Source organism: Peribacillus sp. P4_C12 (assembly GCF_056402095.1).
Genome location: NZ_JBFUIB010000056.1, coordinates 1 through 17,660, shown reverse-complemented (window position 1 = coordinate 17,660; position 17,660 = coordinate 1). Strand labels below are relative to the sequence as shown.

At 40.1% G+C, this 17,660-nt stretch carries 14 protein-coding genes; 3 read left to right on the top strand and 11 right to left on the bottom strand.

Annotated features, from left to right (window positions below; genetic code table 11):
- Both AC1DUW_RS11020 and AC1DUW_RS11015 read right to left on the bottom strand, forming a co-directional pair.
- Positions 1 to 1,222, bottom strand: a 1,222-nt coding sequence (locus AC1DUW_RS11020) for a T7SS effector LXG polymorphic toxin (protein ID WP_477642537.1), incomplete at its 3' end; no start/stop codon positions are given.
- A 303-nt stretch (positions 1,223 to 1,525) separates the two neighbouring features.
- Entirely contained in the window at positions 1,526 to 2,038 is a 513-nt protein-coding gene (locus AC1DUW_RS11015; RefSeq protein WP_053347583.1) for a helix-turn-helix domain-containing protein, read from the bottom strand.
- A 173-nt stretch (positions 2,039 to 2,211) separates the two neighbouring features.
- Between AC1DUW_RS11015 and AC1DUW_RS11010 the strand changes: the two genes are divergently transcribed.
- The 3 genes from AC1DUW_RS11010 to AC1DUW_RS11000 all read left to right on the top strand — a co-directional run bounded on the left by AC1DUW_RS11010 (position 2,212) and on the right by AC1DUW_RS11000 (position 4,877).
- On the top strand, positions 2,212 to 3,510 hold the full coding sequence (locus AC1DUW_RS11010; RefSeq protein ID WP_252431671.1) for an MFS transporter: 1,299 nt from the start codon (positions 2,212 to 2,214) through the stop codon (positions 3,508 to 3,510).
- Between the two features lie 34 nt (positions 3,511 to 3,544).
- Positions 3,545 to 4,528: an ornithine cyclodeaminase family protein gene (locus AC1DUW_RS11005; protein ID WP_252431670.1), complete on the top strand. Its 984-nt coding sequence runs from the start codon at positions 3,545 to 3,547 to the stop codon at positions 4,526 to 4,528.
- 175 nt (positions 4,529 to 4,703) lie between these two features.
- Positions 4,704 to 4,877: a hypothetical protein gene (locus AC1DUW_RS11000; protein WP_477642536.1), complete on the top strand. Its 174-nt coding sequence runs from the start codon at positions 4,704 to 4,706 to the stop codon at positions 4,875 to 4,877.
- A gap of 10 nt (positions 4,878 to 4,887) precedes the next feature.
- Here the strand turns inward: AC1DUW_RS11000 and AC1DUW_RS10995 are convergent, their stop codons facing one another.
- The 9 genes from AC1DUW_RS10995 to AC1DUW_RS10955 form a co-directional block, all read right to left on the bottom strand.
- Positions 4,888 to 5,346 (bottom strand): SRPBCC family protein, encoded by a 459-nt coding sequence (locus AC1DUW_RS10995; protein WP_477642535.1) that lies wholly within the window; start codon positions 5,344 to 5,346, stop codon positions 4,888 to 4,890.
- 174 nt (positions 5,347 to 5,520) lie between these two features.
- On the bottom strand, positions 5,521 to 8,691 hold the full coding sequence (locus AC1DUW_RS10990; protein ID WP_477642534.1) for an ATP-binding cassette domain-containing protein: 3,171 nt from the start codon (positions 8,689 to 8,691) through the stop codon (positions 5,521 to 5,523).
- 270 nt (positions 8,692 to 8,961) lie between these two features.
- A complete protein-coding gene (gene sspL / locus AC1DUW_RS10985; RefSeq protein WP_053347589.1) occupies positions 8,962 to 9,096 on the bottom strand; it encodes a small, acid-soluble spore protein L in 135 nt (44 codons plus the stop codon).
- Positions 9,097 to 9,278: 182 nt separating this feature from the next.
- Positions 9,279 to 11,618, bottom strand: coding sequence for an RNA polymerase recycling motor HelD (gene helD / locus AC1DUW_RS10980; RefSeq protein WP_477642533.1), 2,340 nt, complete (start codon positions 11,616 to 11,618; stop codon positions 9,279 to 9,281).
- 1,298 nt (positions 11,619 to 12,916) lie between these two features.
- Positions 12,917 to 14,458: a malate:quinone oxidoreductase gene (locus AC1DUW_RS10975; protein ID WP_053347591.1), complete on the bottom strand. Its 1,542-nt coding sequence runs from the start codon at positions 14,456 to 14,458 to the stop codon at positions 12,917 to 12,919.
- A gap of 785 nt (positions 14,459 to 15,243) precedes the next feature.
- Positions 15,244 to 15,723 (bottom strand): SDR family oxidoreductase, encoded by a 480-nt coding sequence (locus AC1DUW_RS10970; protein WP_477642538.1) that lies wholly within the window; start codon positions 15,721 to 15,723, stop codon positions 15,244 to 15,246.
- 32 nt (positions 15,724 to 15,755) lie between these two features.
- Positions 15,756 to 15,995: an SDR family NAD(P)-dependent oxidoreductase gene (locus tag AC1DUW_RS10965; RefSeq protein ID WP_477642532.1), complete on the bottom strand. Its 240-nt coding sequence runs from the start codon at positions 15,993 to 15,995 to the stop codon at positions 15,756 to 15,758.
- A gap of 38 nt (positions 15,996 to 16,033) precedes the next feature.
- Positions 16,034 to 16,465, bottom strand: coding sequence for a lipocalin-like domain-containing protein (locus tag AC1DUW_RS10960; RefSeq protein WP_053347593.1), 432 nt, complete (start codon positions 16,463 to 16,465; stop codon positions 16,034 to 16,036).
- A 110-nt stretch (positions 16,466 to 16,575) separates the two neighbouring features.
- Positions 16,576 to 17,660: GntP family permease (locus AC1DUW_RS10955; protein WP_477642531.1), on the bottom strand; the 1,085-nt coding region annotated here is incomplete at its 5' end.

Genomic DNA, 17,660 nt, shown 5'->3' with positions numbered 1-17,660 from the left:
GGTTAGGGATAGAGACTAGTTCTTTTGCCTTCGTAACGCCTTTTACTGCAGCAGCTTTTGTAGTGGCTACCCCAGTCTTCGTTACGGCTCCCGCGCCTTTTGTTCCTACTACTGATGTGACGATTGTTCCGAGGGCATAAGTTACCCAATGAGACCGCGAATAGGCATCACCATTTACCATATCCCGTTCATATGAATCAGATATTGCCTTTGAAATATATTTATAGGTTTTTATCGGGTGCATGATTGAATTTGCTACACCTTCAATCGTTTCCCCAGGGTCTGTGACAAGATCCCAAATGCCTGTGACAAAGTCTTTTCCCACATCAAAAAGTCCTACGCCGATTCCCTTTGCAATTTCTGCCGTTTGCTTGGACGATTCTAGCTGCATAACATATTGCTGCTGGGTGGGCGCTAGGTTTTCGTATCCGATTTGCTTGGCGATTTTGAGGAATTCATCTGGATCGGTTACATGATCGAGTTGTGCCTTCAAATCCTTGATCCGGCGATTCTCTGCTTCCTCTTTCTTAACCTTCAGATATTGCGCGGTCTCTTTTTTCCTAACTTCTAGGTTTTTATAGGCTTCACTATTTTTATAAGCTGTTGCATTAAAATAGAGAGGGGATACTTCTCCTCCCCTTGTACTGGATACTTTCAATTGCTCCATGAGTGCCGCCACTGCCGCTTGGTCCGCTTCGGATTTAGCATATTCAGCCGTCCACTTATGGTCGATTTCGTTTACTTTGTTTATCGTTTGGGTCCGTTTCTTTTCAGCTTTCTCCATATTCTCAAAGAACCCATCATCGGAAAAAGGCTCTAACTGAATGATATCATCAATTTCAGCAAATATTTTTTTCAGGTCATTTTTTTGGGCTGTGGCCATTTCCTTGGAATTTCGGCTGGCGTTTTCCAGCTCTCCCTCTAAAAAAGGGACCGTGACCTCGGTTTCACTAAGGTTCGCTTCGATTGTATCTCCTTGAATTCCACTTAAAAAGGCAACATGTCGATTGATCAGACGCAGCCAAGTATCCACGACATCGATCTGTGCTTTGTAAAACCCTTTAATGGCCTCTGCGCCTTGACCCTGTAGCTCATCATCCAAATTAACGATACTCTCAAATCCTTTTTTTAATTCCGTGAGCTGTTCTTTTAGGTCTTTATATTGTCCGACACGCGTTTGCATGGCCGAAACTAGTGTTTGAGATTCGTAAATCATAGACATTATTGAAAGTCCTTTCAACTACTTTTCTTTTAAAATATATCAGATTTCTTTTTATGTAATATTTTTATCTACTGTAAAATTATGACTAAATATATTTTAGAAGAGTTTCTTCATTTATTCAAGAATTGAAGGGGTTTTCACTAAACAATTACCCTCAAATACCCAGGATTTAATGTCACACATTTTATAAGGTAAAAAGAAAGGATGGATGAACAGTGAGGAATACCTGTTTACATCCACCCTTTTGTACGACATTTTTCGTTAACTGGTTTACTTGAAAATTTCATTGATTCTTTACTTCCGTTATTTCGACGACACCACCAAAAACCGGACAATTTGACCCGAGAAGTTAAACCAGTAATGGGCTTTTCTAGCATCGAACATGAACGACTGCTGTTCATGGAGTTCTATTCTTTCTCCCTCTATTTCCACTGTTAACTTCCCTTCGATAATGAATAAAAATTCATGTCCGCTATGAGAAAAAGCGCTTCCTTTATTTTCCCCTGGCTTTAACGTGACAAGAATAGGCGAAAAAACAGCATCACGAATGTCGCTGGATAAATTCTGATAATGAAATTGTTCATGATTCGAATCTGAATTTTCTTGGGAGCGGTCCTCAGAAAAAAAGAAACTTGGGCTGACATCTAATGTATCAGCGATTTTTTTTAATGACTCTAATGTGACGCTTGATTTTCCCCGTTCTACTTGTGATAAAAAGCTGATCGAAACGCCTGTTTGTTCGGCCAGACTCTTTAATGTTAGTTTTCGCTCTTTCCTCAATAATCTTAGTTTTTTCCCGATTGAATCAAAAGGCATACAGATGCCCCCTTTTTTACATAATATTTAGCTTCATTATACATGACAAATTTTGATGAATGCCCCGTCATTAATAACTTATTAAAAAAATATTGACAGAAAATTTCTAATTATTTAAAATGAAGGAAATAATAAATTGAAGTGATACTTCAATTTTGAAGAGGTGACTAAAGATGGAAAAGAAACAAATGCGGCGAATATTAATTGCGAGTTTAGTCGGAAGTTCGATTGAGTGGTTTGACTATTTTTTATATGGGACCGTTGCAGCACTCGTGTTTAACCAGTTGTTCTTCGTGAATGAGGATCCGACAATAGGGCTGTTGCTTTCCTATGCATCCTTTGCGTTAGCATTCTTCATCCGCCCTTTTGGTGGAGTGATCTTTAGCCATATTGGCGATCGTATTGGGAGAAAGAAAACACTTGTTTTAACACTTAGTTTAATGGGGGTCGCAACATTTGGGATGGGGCTTCTTCCTACGTATCAAGCCGTTGGCATTTGGGCGCCGATTTTATTAATTACGTTGCGCTTAGTTCAAGGTCTAGGAATTGGCGGTGAATGGGGAGGCGCGCTTTTATTGGCCGTTGAATATGCTCCCGCTGAAAAACGGGGCTTGTTCGGAGCTATTCCTCAGATGGGTGTTACGATAGGAATGCTGCTTGGAACCATTGCCTTATCTATTATGACACTGCTTCCTGAAAGCGCATTCATGACTTGGGGATGGCGTTTACCATTCATTTTTAGTGCTTTGCTTGTATTTTTCGGCCTATGGATTCGTAAAGGAATTGATGAAACACCGTCTTTCAAAAAAGTAAAGGAATCAGGAGAAGTTCCAAAGCTACCGATTGTAGAAACTCTTAAGAATTATTGGCGTGAAGTGCTTATCGCCGTGGGAGCCAAAGTGGTAGAAACAGCACCATTTTATATTTTTAGCACATTTGTCGTATCATATGCTACCTCAACTCTCGGTTTCTCACGGACAGCTACATTGACTGCAGTCATGATTGCAACAATTATAACGACGATTTTAATACCATTCATGGGGATGTTATCTGATAAAATTGGCCGCAAAAAGCTGTTTATAGGCGGAACGATTGGGATGGCACTGTTTGCATTCCCTTACTTCTGGATGCTGCAGCAAAAATCGGTACTCTTATTAATCATTGCAACAGTGATAGGCTTAGGGGTTATTTGGGCTCCCATCACAGCTGTTCTTGGAACGATGTTCTCGGAAATTTTCGATGCAAGGATTCGTTATACCGGCATCACGCTTGGATATCAAATCGGGGCAGCTCTGGCAGGAGGAACGGCGCCGCTAGTTGCAACGGCTTTACTTAATAGGTTTAATAACTCCTATGTTCCTGTCGCCATTTATATTATTTTTGCATCTCTCGTGTCATTAGCAGCGATTTGGGCAGTTAAGGAACGTAGCAATCAGAAATTAGATGAAACGCATAATAGTAGAGCCATGTAATCTATGGTTCTTTTACTTTAAGGAGGACAATTGAATGTTGGTTATAAGTGAGAAGGAAATTCAACAATCATATGGAATGAAAGACGCAATATCGGATGTAAAAGCCGTATTACGTGCACATGGTGCTCGAAGAATAGACAACCCTCATCGTACAGTTCTTGATTTCCCTCAACACGAGGCATCAGCACTTTACATGCCAAGCGCTGATTTATCTGAAGAAGTTTCGGCGGTCAAAATTGTTACCATTTTTCCAAAGAATCCTTCAAGGGGGATGGCAACAACACAAGGAGTCATCTTGCTGTCAGATGCAGAAAATGGCGAACATTTAGCATTGTTGAATGCCTCATATTTAACACGTCTCAGAACGGGGGCATTAAGCGGCATTGCCACAGACTTTCTTGCTCGTAAAGACGCCCGGGTTCTCACGATTATCGGAACAGGAGCTATGGGATTTGAACAAGCAATTGGTGTGTTAGCCGTAAGGGACATTGAGCGTATTTTATTAGTAAATCGCACACCAGAGAAAGCGGAGAAATTCGGTGAAAAGCTGCGGGCATTCGGAGTAACCGTTCCTTTTGAAGTTTTCGAAGATGTTTCAGCAGCTGTTCGTCAAGCAGATATTATTTGCTGTGCAACCCGCTCGAACGAGCCTGTATTTAATGGGCTGGATTTAAAGCCGGGCACACACATTAACGGGGTCGGGTCTTATTTGCCGCATATGAAAGAAGTGGATAATACCACGGTATCACGCGCTGCTAAAATTATCGTCGACGATTTGGCGGGCGTGAAGGATGAAGCAGGAGAGCTCATTCATGCAGCCAATCAGGGAAATTGGTCGTTTAATGATATTCATGGGGAGCTTTATGAACTTGTAATGCTGAACAAAACAGGCAGGGAAAATGAAGAGGAAATTACCTTCTTTAAATCAGTCGGTGCTGCTTACTTTGACCTCGCTGTGGCAAAAGGCGTTTACTGCCAATCGAAAGAACGGAACATTGGGATGGAGATTGAGGTATAAAAGAAGCCAATACATTTTGCTATCGCTGAATGAAATAACAACCAGATTTTTAATAAAACAGGAGACGTTCCACATGAGACCTAATGCGTTTTTTTGTTTTAGGGATAATCATTTGCCTTAACTTGCAGTAACATTTCACTTTTAAAAAAAGAGACCCTTCTTGCGGAAGGGTCTTTTGAATAATCCTTATCTTTCACAAGCGATCAAGTCTTTATCAGGTCGCTTTTTTTATTGGCATCATATAGTGCCTTTGAAACATGGGCTTGTATTTCAGTCTGAATCCATCTTGAAAAAAGATGGATCATTTTCTATCTGTGTTGTTGTTGTTGTGTCGATTGCGGAAGATTGACTTAATAAAATCATGACCTACTTGTTTCTGCTTCAGCTACTTTCTTGACACGATCTAAAAATTCAACTACCACTTTATCGGTAGCAAACAATAAAAATAATTTCACAAACCACTTTAAAGGGCGATTGGTGACTGTATATGTAAAGGAAGTCTTATTATCATTGATTTTATTTAGTTCATAAAAAGCTGTAATTTCAAACATTTTAGCAAGTGTAAAGCCTACTTTTAGCTTTTTCTCATTCGTTGCATTCGAATATTCTAATGTTTCTATATCATACTCTTCTGTTCGTTTTCCTTCTCTATATTTTTGGCGATATACACTTCCAACCACTTCTTCCGTTATTTTAATGGGCTTCTGTTCAACTACTTGAGGCATGATTTGTTGCATATTTTCTACAGAACCATCAAGAAACTTCCAAACCTGTTCAATTGGAGCGTTTATTTCTATTTCTTTTGTCCATTGTTTCAATGAGAATCACCTCTACCTATATTATATTTACTTTACTATGTAAAACCAAATTAACAACTGAACTTATATATTCTTGGGTCCATTTGAATAATCTAGGATCACCTGAGCTTCTAAAAAAAGTCCGCCATTATCGGCGGACTTTTTATCAATAGAGTGCTGCTAAGTCAGTAAAATTTATTTATTCTGTTCAAGGCATTGATAAACCGCCATCATATCTCGTTTGTTCAATTCACGGATCCGAGCGAAAATGGGAATATCGGCAACGGCGTCAGTACGTTCACTTTCAGCCACGGCATCTTTTACTTTTCCCGTCAGCCAGGTCTGCACGTTGATGTCCTCGACGATTGCTTTACGACCTTCATCATCGATGCCACTGGCATGACAACTCACACAGGGTATCGTTAATTTATACACACCGTCATGGATGTTATCTTCTGAAATGACTTTCTTGCCATTACAGAATGGGCATTTATGACTTGCTTTAATTTTATTGATTTGGGTAACGATTTTTTTGTAGCCAAATGCTTCATAGACATAGGTTAGTTTTTTGTATTTGCCATTGGTGAAATATTTATCAATAATGGTTTCTCTTGTTTCGTTAATATTGGCAAAGTCACAGATGGTGATTTGGTTTTTGCTGCTGATTGCTTCGATATTGCCTTTAATGCTGCCCCAGAATGGCAGGGTATTTTGTAAAACCACTTCATACCCGACGAAGCTTGCCAGTTCCAGTTCGAGCATTTTCAACTCAGCTTTTGTTTCCCGAGGAAGGAATGAGACATCATCTGTAAGTGCGATATCGCCGCCCACAATCGTTTTTAGTTTTTCCAGTTCTGGCAGCTTCCCTACAATTTTGATGACTTGATCAATCGGCTGTTGGATGATCTCGCGAATGTCTGTATCACCAAACGTTAGTTTTTTATGATGGTTCAGGACCGTTCCTTGACAGACAGGACAGGCGATCATCTCTTTTGATGCTTTCATCTGCTCTTTAATGATCGATTTCGATATGAACATATAACGTCCAATGATGAAATTGAATCCTTCCCATGTCCTTGATGCCTTGCCTACTTTATCGTAAAAGGACTTTTCCCAATACCCATATAAGAAGGTCTGCTTTTCGGCATCTGTCATCTCATTATAGCTTTTACTAATGTCGTGACCGAGTTCATTCTTGATCTCATCAAACAGGAATTGCAGCTTTGAATGTTGATAAAACTTTAGTACTTCCATCACGTCTGGATGTAATAAGCCATCCCAGAATGGCACGTTTTTGTCTTGAATGACGACATCAAAGTCAAATTTTTCAATGACCCTGCGGCCAGAACAGCTTGGACAATGATTTTCTGCAGAATAGAAATCGAAGCTTCTTGTATCTTTATTGGTCGGATGTGCTGCCACTAGATGGTTGATCATTCCGCCCAATTCATAAAGAAACGTATATTGACTGTACAAGTGCCGTTCAAGATCGATGGCAATCACAGGTGCGATCGTGTCTGACTCGTATTCACCATAAATCACACGAGCAATTGGTGATAAGCTTTTTAAAATGCCGCCCTTATAGACGTTCTCTGCCTTTTTAAAATAGTCCAGATGATTTTCCTGTAAATAATTGATGCCATTTTTTGACCGAAGTGTGGAAGAGATTTGCAATGGCTCCACTCGATCTTCACTGTTTTTGTGTCGATAATGCTCATCATGACTGACAACGTCAAGATGCTGGACAGGTGCAAGCTGTCTTTTACCAAAATCAACGATATAATCTGAGCTTTCCAGCATATAACCATTATGTTCAATCATGATGATGGAGACTGATTCATCCTCCAGGATGACCCTGACACTATCAATGAATTGGTTTAAAATATTTTGCGATAACCCTTTTGAAGGCTCGTCAAAAATGAACAGCGTATGTGGGTTTCTTGTCTTCGCGAAAAGCTCGGAAACTAAGTGGACACATTGAAATTCACCAGTCGATAGTGTTTGTGTTTTTCTTTCTAACGTCAAATAACCAAGTCCAAGTTTGATCAATAAGCTCAAGCGTTTATGAGCGATGTCTTCCTTTGGCAATTCTTCGATGATATCCTCAATCGAACGCAGAAAAATATCATCAATTTCATCACTATATTTGGTGAGTTTCTTTTTAATATCAAGAAATGTCGCAACGGTTGATCGACTGGTAATCGATTTGTTTCGGTCCTGCCCGACCATGACCAGTTTATCCTTTGGATACCGCTTCTGAAAATCCTTGGAGATACATTCATTGACAAGTGTAGATTTACCGCAGCCTGACTCACCCGTAAAGGTAACGAGCCTATTCTTAGGAATCCGGATTTCTTCCATTTGAATATTACGGCAGTAAAGATCCTGAAATTGATAGTATTCCGTTGGCGTTGCTTCATTTCGCTCCCAGCTGATTGGTTTGGGACGCGGTGATTCCTCAACAATTTTCCCGCCATATTTCCCGCTGCCAGGTCCAAAGAACAATTGTTCATCTGTGCTGTCTAACACCGTGTCTGAGTGATCAATGAGCCAAATTTGATTTTTATAACCTAATTGCTTAATCTGTTCTAAAATCTTCAAAAGGGTTTGATGATCAAGACCGACGGAGATCTCATCAATGATGATCACAGTATTTTCACTTGTTGCCATGAATTCGGCCAAATAAAGCCGTGTTAATTCTCCCCCTGACACTGTCCCCATAATACGATTTAAACCTAAATAACCAATATTCATATTGATTATATTTTGGAGAATATGCTGTTTAGCTTCACTAATATGTAATGTCTCTGCAAGTGAAAGGATCGTTTCAATGCTTAAGTTGTTAATATCGGAAATAGTATGCGGACGATCTAATAATTCAATGGTATATTGCTCGACTTCTTGATTGTAGCGCTTCCCCTCACACTTTGGACATTCGACATTTTTCGTTGTACCGCGTCCTTTACAAGTGGGGCACCAGCCTAAGGCATTATTAAATGAAAAAACTTCCGGAGAAAGATTGAATTTTTCTGCAAGACAAACACGAATCTCTTTAAACACACCAGTATGTGTGCCAATGGTTGAACGGGGATTGGCTGAAATGGATGATTTGCCGAGAAAAAGGACCAGCGGCATTTCTTCCATCTTGATGGCGCTGAAGTTGGTTTCCATAATATTAGGAAATAAATACTGATATTCAGACTTGGGCAATAAGGAAACGAGACGCTTCTTGGATTCTTCCCCAATGGTTTGACAAAAAGTCGTTTTCCCGGAACCGGATAACCCAGCAATTCCTAATGATTGGTCGTCTGGTAGTGATGAATCTAAATGGTTTATATTGTTCGCTATTAATCGATTTATTTTCATTTGTAACTCCTCTCCATTTTATTAAGCTCAGTCTTTCATATTAGCACAGCGACAAATGTATTTGGTGTTTTTTTAACGGTAGCATCCTTCTATTCTTTCACATTCCACTGCTCCAAAAACGTATGATTCATCGACAAAAATCGTAGACTTAGGATAGGGGTTTTTTCCATAATCAATAAAATGATTAGAGCCTTCTTAGATTATAAAAGCCCCTCTCGATTAAGAGAAGGGCATTCTTTACGAAGTATGACCATATTTTTCCCAATACACTTATTTTGTATTGGACTTTTTTGCCTTGTTTTCAAGCTCACTTTTGGGCTCAGTGGCGAATTCGACATCTTTTCCATGTCCCTGCGGGTTAGCACTTGGTGCGATTTGGCCTCTTCCTGCTGTCTTTTTACTCATTTCCTTCACCTCCAAGTATATTATGTCCGAACTGTTGTAAATTAAAATGGAGGTCGTTTCTTTCTGTGAACGTATCCCTGCAATCAGGAACTTATAAAGTTTTATCCCAATAAAAAACCTGCATAGAACTAAAGTCTACACAGGTTTCAAAAAGCTGTTTTCCATATTTGGGGCCCTCTTTGTTAATCCAATGTCAGAAGTAAACTATCCGTTGCAGCGTTGAACAAGAAAGGACTGGGTTCGCCCACCGTATAAATCTGCAAGTTATGCATAGCCCTGGTACATGCGGTGTAGAACAATCTTCGTAAGCTCTCATCACCGTATGATTGCACAGATGCATCATAAATGATGACAGCATCAAATTCGATGCCTTTAGCCAAATAAGCCGGAATGACAACAACACCCTGTTCATATTCATTTGTGCCTTTCTGTACGAGTTTAATTTCACCGATAGTACTAAGGGCATCGTATGCAGCGGCACTTTCCGCAGCAGATTTACATATTATTGCGATTGTATTATACTCACGACCTTGAAAGTCTTTGACTTTAGACACGATTTTGTCGTGCAATTCATCACGGTTCGACACTTGAGTCAGTACAGGTTTTTCGCCTTCACGGTCGAACGCCTTAATTCGACGGCCTTCAGGAACTAGTTCACGTGTAAATTCTATAATCTGCTTTGTGGATCTGTAGCTTTGAGACAAGGTTATACTCTCGGTTTCACTTATTCCGTATAAACTAGTAAGAGTCTGGAAATCTACCCGTTCGCTGGCATGAGCGAATATTGCCTGGTTAAAGTCACCAAGCACGGTCATCCTTGCAGAAGGAAACAACCTTTTCAAAAACTCGAATTGAAATGGAGAATAATCTTGTGCTTCGTCTACAAGTACGTATTTTATAGAGGTATTTGTCTGAAATCCTAGGATTAGCTCCTTCAGCAGCAAAAATGGAGTCGCGTCTTCGTAATGCAGTTTACCTTCGTCCAGCATTTTTTGCGTTGATAAGCAAATTTCCCTTTCGACAGGTGTTTTACCCTCGTTCCACAGATCGATACGTGTTTGATCGTCAAAAAGTTGCTTGTATATTCCCTTAATGTCGATAAAATGAAGTGCTTTTATCCGTTTTCGTAACGTCTTCAATTTCTTACGAACAATCATGCGCGCGAGCATTTTATTCTCTTTCTCATAATCGTCAAAGGAATCTTCAGTATGGCCGCGTTTTTTCTCTAAGTAGGTGTATACCTTCTGATAGTCTTCTTTGCTAAGATACTCGATTTCCTCCTGGACCCAAGGTTGTTTCAACTCAACCTTTTCCCTTTCATCAAGTAAGTCACATAACCACTCTTTCAACTTTTCAATCCTATTGTGAAAACGTAGGGTGGTGTCTGTGTTATAAAATCTTTCTGAGATTTGTTTGGCGGAGACGAGCATTTCCCCTCGAAACCTTAACCCTTTAAAGATCATTCCAGATAATTCTAGTGATTGACTGTATGTTTTGATTATCTCAAAGAAGCGAATTGAAGCCTTAAATCGGATACTCGCTGTCCTAGTGCTATAGGAAGGATCATCCGCTGCAGTTAACAAAAATTCTAATTGCTCATAAGGGTCCTCAACTTGAAATGAGTCAGTCAGACGATGATCCAAATATTCCTGGAATGTTACCTGCTGCATATTCTCTTCGCCAAGTTCGGGTAGTACATTGGATACGTAGTTATTAAACATTGAGTTAGGAGAGAATAGAATGATTTGATTGGCTTTTAGCCTATCTCGATACTTGTAAAGCAAGTAAGCGATCCGTTGGAGGGCAGCAGATGTCTTACCACTGCCAGCGGCTCCTTGAACAATGAGCAGACGTCCGCGATCGTTCCGGATGATCCTATTTTGCTCCCGTTGAATAGTGGACACAATACTGTGCATATGCTTATCCGTCCCCTTACCAAGCACCTGCTGCAGTATCTCATCTCCAATAGTGAGACTCGTATCGAACATTGATTCGATAACCCCTCCCTTGATGATATATTGCCACTTTTTCTCTAACATCCCCCGAATTATGCCTCCGGGAGTTGAATATTCTACAGGGCCGGGAGGATAGTCATAATAGACACTCGAAATCGGAGCCCTCCAATCGTAGACAATGAAGTTTTCTCCTGTTGTATCAGCAAGAGTGGAGGTCCCAATATAAATATGTTCCGTAAGGGAAGACCCTTCTTCAGTTAAATCAATTCGGCCGAAATAAGGCACTTCCTGCATGCGGCGCAGTGTTGACAACCTCTTGAAGGCATATCTATGTGCGCCTTCGCTTTGTGACAAGTCTTGAGCCTGCTGTCTTAAACCAATGATCGTCTCGAGGTAATCATCGAAAGTATCCATATTAACCTTGAGGTCATCCCAAAAGTGTTTACGGATATTAACAACTTCTTTTCTACGCTGGGAAGTTTCACCTTCTATTTTGCTGATTTGCTTCGTAATTGTTTCTATCACCTCATCCAAACGTTCTTGCTCCTGCCGAATTTCATTGTTCATATCAGACACTCCTTTAAAAAATGAGAAATTAGGGGTTGACTAGAGGTGAGTTTTACCTTATACTTATAGTAAGGGGTAAACTGTTTTTATATATTTATAAATGTGTTTCTATACTAATTTATCACAATCTCTGAATTATATCAATGTATATTGCACATCAGTTGCCATATTAAATCGTCGTTTTTAACTCTAATTTAACATGTAAAGTCAGTAACCAGTTGAGCAAGTAGCTTGACTGGTTATTTTTATGACTATGTACATATTTGAAAGCCTCACTGATTTGCTAGTCACTGATTTCATGGCAGCTGTGACACTCTCATCAACGGCGATTCGTAGCATCCCATGACATAACGGCAGATCCTATCCACCCATACCGATCTTTATAGAGAGGGCTTCTAATTTTTAAAACAAATGTGATTGAAACGGAAGGCGTGAGACTCCTGCGGGAATAGTGCGTCCAAGGGAGACCCCGCAGGCAGCGCCGAGGAGGCTCCCGGACCACCCGCGGAAAGCGAGTGCCTGAGTGGAAATCAATTATCGAGGTTGTCTACAGTCCGAAGCCCTCCTTTATAGAGAGGGCTTCTAATTTTAAAAACAAATGTGATTGAAACGGAAGGTGTGAGACTCCTGCGGGAATAGTGCGTCCAAGGGAGACCCCGCAGGCAGCGCCGAGGAGGCTTCCGGACCACCCGCGGAAAGCGAGTGCCTGGAGTGGAAATCAATTATCGAGTTTGTCTACAGCCTAAAGCCCTCCTTTATAGAGAGGGCTACTAACTTTAAAAACAAATGTGATTGAAACGGAAGGTGCGAGACTCCTGCGGGAATAGTGCGTCCAAGGAGACCCCGCAGGCAGCGCCGAGGAGGCTCCCAGACCACCCGCGGAAAGCGAGTGCCTGGAGTGGAAATCAATTATCGAGTTTGTCTACAGCCTAAATCCCCCCTTTATAGAGAGGGCTTGTTTGTTCTGCAGGGTGAGTAAAATACTGAATAATCCAGGATTAAAAAATGGATAGCCCCAAAAAGACTATCCAGCGTCATTCACTCCACTACTCTCTCATTTATATGCTGTTAAAAAATCATTTTACCCTTACCCCAGTTTTGATCAAGGTAGGTGGAATCCCCCCATTTTTTGCTTACCATCACCTGTGATCCGGTTCTCCGTGCCCATTCTAACTGCAAATTCCAAAAAAAGAACCTTCAATCCATATATAGATCGAAGGTTCCATGTTTTATTTTTCATTCATTGCCTTTTCAATCTCTTCATCAAGAAAACATTGTCCTTTGATGAAAAATGTTGCTTAAGCTTTTTGAAGTGACTTTGTTTCTGCATCTAAAGAATTAACTTGGTTCGGCAAGTCTTCGTTTAGTCCAAGCGCCTGCGCTGTTGAAGTAAGAAGTTCGTGGAAAAGCTCTGGGTTCTCCACTAGTGACACCCCATAAGAAGGTATCATTTCTTTTAATTTCGGTTCCCACTCTTTTAGATGTTGCGGGAAGCATTTTCTCATCACTTCAAGCATAACGTGAACAGCGGTAGAAGCACCAGGAGAAGCGCCTAGTAATGCAGCTATCGTGCCATCAGCGTCACTAACCACTTCCGTACCAAATTGAAGTGTTCCTTTGCCGCCTTCAACAGTATCCTTGATAACTTGCACACGTTGGCCAGCTACCACTAAATCCCAATCTTCGCTTTTGGCGTTCGGAACAAACTCACGTAATTCTTCCATGCGCTGTTCTTTCGATAACATAAGTTGCTGGATCAGGTATTTTGTCAATGACATCTCTTTTGCGCCTGCTGCCAACATAGTTACGAGATTATCCGGTTTTACTGAAGTTACCAAATCGAGCATTGAGCCATTTTTCAAAAACTTTGGTGAGAAGCCAGCAAACGGTCCAAATAGCAACGATTTTTTGTTGTTGATATATCTTGTGTCAAGATGCGGAACAGACATTGGCGGAGCACCAACCGAAGCTTTTCCGTATACTTTTCCATGATGCTGCTCTGCAATTTCCGGATTGTTACATACCATGAATATTCCACTTACCGGGAATCCTCCAATATGTTTTCCTTCAGGAATACCGGTTTTTTGCAGTAAATGCAAGCTTCCTCCCCCGGCGCCGATAAAGACGAATTTTGCAGTATGGCGTTCGACAGTACCGCTATCGAGGTTTTTCACTTTCAATTCCCACAATCCGTCGCTAGTACGTTTAATATTATTAACACTATGTTTATAGTTTAAATCGACATTCTTAGTCTTTAAGTGGTCAAACAACAGACGCGTTAAGGCGCCAAAGTTGACATCTGTTCCAGAATCGATTTTTGTTGCTGCTATAGGTTCATTTAAAGTTCTGTCTTTCAACATAACTGGAATCCATTCCATCAGTTTTTCCGGATCATCGGAAAATTCCATTCCTTCAAACAATGGATTGTTTGACATTGCTTCAAAACGTTTTTTCAAAAACTTTACATTTTCTTCCCCATGTACGTAACTCAAATGAGGCAATGGCATGATAAAGTCCTGCGGATTACGTATCAGATTGCTATTTACAAGATAAGACCAGAACTGTCTTGAAAGCTGAAACTGTTCATTAATTTTTATAGCTTTGCTAATATCTACGGATCCATCCGGTTTTTCGACAGTATAGTTAAGCTCGCAAAGTGCAGAATGCCCGGTTCCCGCATTATTCCACTCGTTAGAGCTTTCCTCTCCTGCGTCTGCGAGTTTCTCAAACACTGTAATTTTCCAGTCCGGTACTAACTCTTTTAGCAATGTCCCCAAAGTCGCACTCATGACTCCGGCACCAATTAAGATAACGTCTGTTTCAGTTTGTCTGTTACTCATTTTTACCATATCCTTATACCCAAGATTTGCAGAAAGGATGTAGACGCTCCTGCTTAAGCGTCACGGTAAGCCAAGACGCAACCAAGGAACACACCTTTTCTGTATGCATTTTTAACCCTATATAGTATATCACTATTATTTATAGATTTAAATATCAACTATTATATAACACCAAGATCTTTATCCAGCTTCTTGCAAAGGTTAAGGCTTTGGTTTGCCGTTATCAGTGAACCGCCACGCTTCTTAGTTGCACTGTGCTGGATTATTTTAGACATGAAAAATGTTCCCCCTTCTTTTGCAGATATTTCAAAATAACGTCAGATTTTCGAACTCTGGGAATATCCCCCGTTTTAGTTATTTTATTTAATCAAAAATATGCACTTCAAACATTATATAACAGTTTATGACGTAGTTGGATACTTTGTCGTTATATTAGATGAACTTTTTTAACTACCCTTTTTAATAAAAGGAAATCCCGGGTACATTTTCCACAGAAAAGGACAAACATTTAAAAAAGGCAGTCGTATTCAATATGTTATGAGAATCGTAAAAAAATTATCCGCCGTATAGCCATACTATCCGCCGTATAGCCATACGGTGAAACGATATATATTTTTACGAACGATGGAATTTATAAAACGATGTTATCGCAAGTAAAGTGAGGAAACGGTACATAGAGTGGGATGGTATTTGTTTAAAGATTCCCATACAAGTAAAGTAACCAAAAAGCATGATTTCCGCGGAAATCATGCTCCTTTATATTTATAGGGGATACGTCGGTAAAATTAAATCCCGCCTGCAACGCCTATTTCTTCGCCTGTGATGGCTCCTGCACCGTCTGAAGCTAAGAATACAGCTGTAGCACCAATTTCTGAAGGCTCTAGTAAACGTTTGATCCATTGTTTACCTAGGATGTGGTGGTTTAGAGCCTCTTCTACAGTTGTTCCATCTTGTTCTGCAAGTTTTGGTAGTTGTTTTTCGATTAATTCTGTACGTACTGGGCCTGGCTCAATCGTATTACATGTGATACCTTTCAATGCGTTTTCTAATGCTGTTACTTTCGTAAAGCCAACTTGGCCAAATTTAGCAGCACAATAAGCAGATTTATAAGCATCTGGAATTCTTCCGTGAGCTGAGGAAATATTGATAATACGTCCTTTTTTCTGTTTTTGCATAGCTGGTAGTGCATGTTTAGTCAATAAGAATGTTCCTTTTAAAATAACATCATTTACAAGATCCCATTTTTCTACAGGGAAGTCTTCGATTGGAGAAATGAATTGAAGTCCTGCATTATTGACTAATACGATGTACCACGTTCAGCAATGACTTGTTCGACAGCAGCTTTTACGTTTGGTTCGTCTGCTACGTTTACTTTGTAGCCTTTTGCATTGCCTAGTTTTTCAGCTGCACTTATAGCTGCTTCTTCATTTAAATCAAAGATTGCTACAAAATCTCCATTATTGATGAAAGATTCTGCAATAGCGTATCCAATCCCTTGTGCTGCCCCTGTTACGATTACTGTGCGTTCGTTTGCCATAATCCCTATCTCCCTTTGTTCATATTTTCGATTTAACTTTAATGTTTAGTTACTCGTTTCCAAATAAGTTTGTCTTCTGGATGAAGACCATTGAAAATAACCACTTGGTCTCCCTCAATTTTCGCGATACGAGGCTGAGCCTGATTAAGCCAAGTTGGATTCAAACTGACATCCATATGATGTATTAACTGATGGTTTTCTTCATCTACTTCAAACTGTCCTGAATAGGCCAAATACCCATGCGCAGCTGTAGCCATTTCTTCTAGAGTCCCTGAGTGCAAGTCTCCAGATTGATAAGCAGGACGCCCAGATGCCATGAGTTGAGCTGACATATAGCCATCTGGATTATACATAATGAAACCTTTTGCATCTTTACCCAAAGGATAAATCACGTGTCCATCAGCGTCTTGCGTTTCGTATGAAACCAATGACCATGTACCAACTACTTGATCACGCATTGATTTCTCCATTCTTAATCACCTCCTTAAAATGTGGTAGCCTTCTTACATGTAAGCTTGTCCTGTACTCGTTTTTCGATTTCTTAGTAGTAGATAGACTTTTTATCACTAGATTTTTGTGATCAATAGAACATAATACCAATCACCAATGCGACGATTAGTCCGATTATGTTTGGTAATGTCATGCTATAGAAAGAATATTTAAAGGCATTTTTATGATTCAAGCCTGTTAATGCGAACAATGAAAGAATAGCACCAGCATGTGGTAAGCCTGTAAATACAGATGAAGCAATCGCTGAAATACGGTGCATCGCATCTGGATTCACACCCATAGCTAGATAAGACTGCGCGAATGCCTCCATCGCAATTCCTAGTCCTCCTGATGAAGAACCTGTAATGGCACCAAGTGCGGCTGAAGCGACTGTTAAGCTAATTAATGGGTTACCCGGAATTCCTAAAATGAAATCTGAAATCACTTTAAACCCTGGTGCCATGGTAATCACTACACCAAACGCAACAGTTGTTGCTGTGAAGAAAATAGGCGTGATTGAACCATTCGCACCTAAGCTAAGTGCAGCCTTGTGTGACGGAATGTATTTGTGGAAAAATGCAGCCGATACTATAATTGCTGCCGCCAAGCCAATTAATACGATATTGGCAACCTTCATTGCACTCCCTGTAAAAATAATAATAATTAATATAAGAATCGGTAAAATACTTATAAAGAATGAAGGGATTTTTTCTTTTAAAATGGCTTTACCCTTATCTTCTTGTGCATAAGTAGCAAAAGTTTCACCAATTGCCAAGCTTTTATTCAACGCATACCTTAAATAAAAGATCCCTACTACAATGGCAACAATTGTTGCGGCAATCCCCATTAAAGGAGCTGCAGTTAAAGTAGTGCCTAAGTAAGTCGTTGGGACAACGTTTTGAATCGATGGTGTCCCAGGAAGCATCGTCATCGTAAATGTCCCAATCCCCATAAATACGGGAATAACGACTAAATTCCATCCGATATTTAATTGCTTAAATAAAGGTTTCGCTAATGGAACCACCACAAATAAAACGACAAATAAACTAATACCACCGAAAGTTAAAATAGCGCTGATCGCATAAATGGCAATTAATACGGAAAAGGGTTTTTCTGTACCTGTGATGGATAGTACCTTCTCTGCGATTGCCTGTGCTGCGCCACTTTTCTCTATAT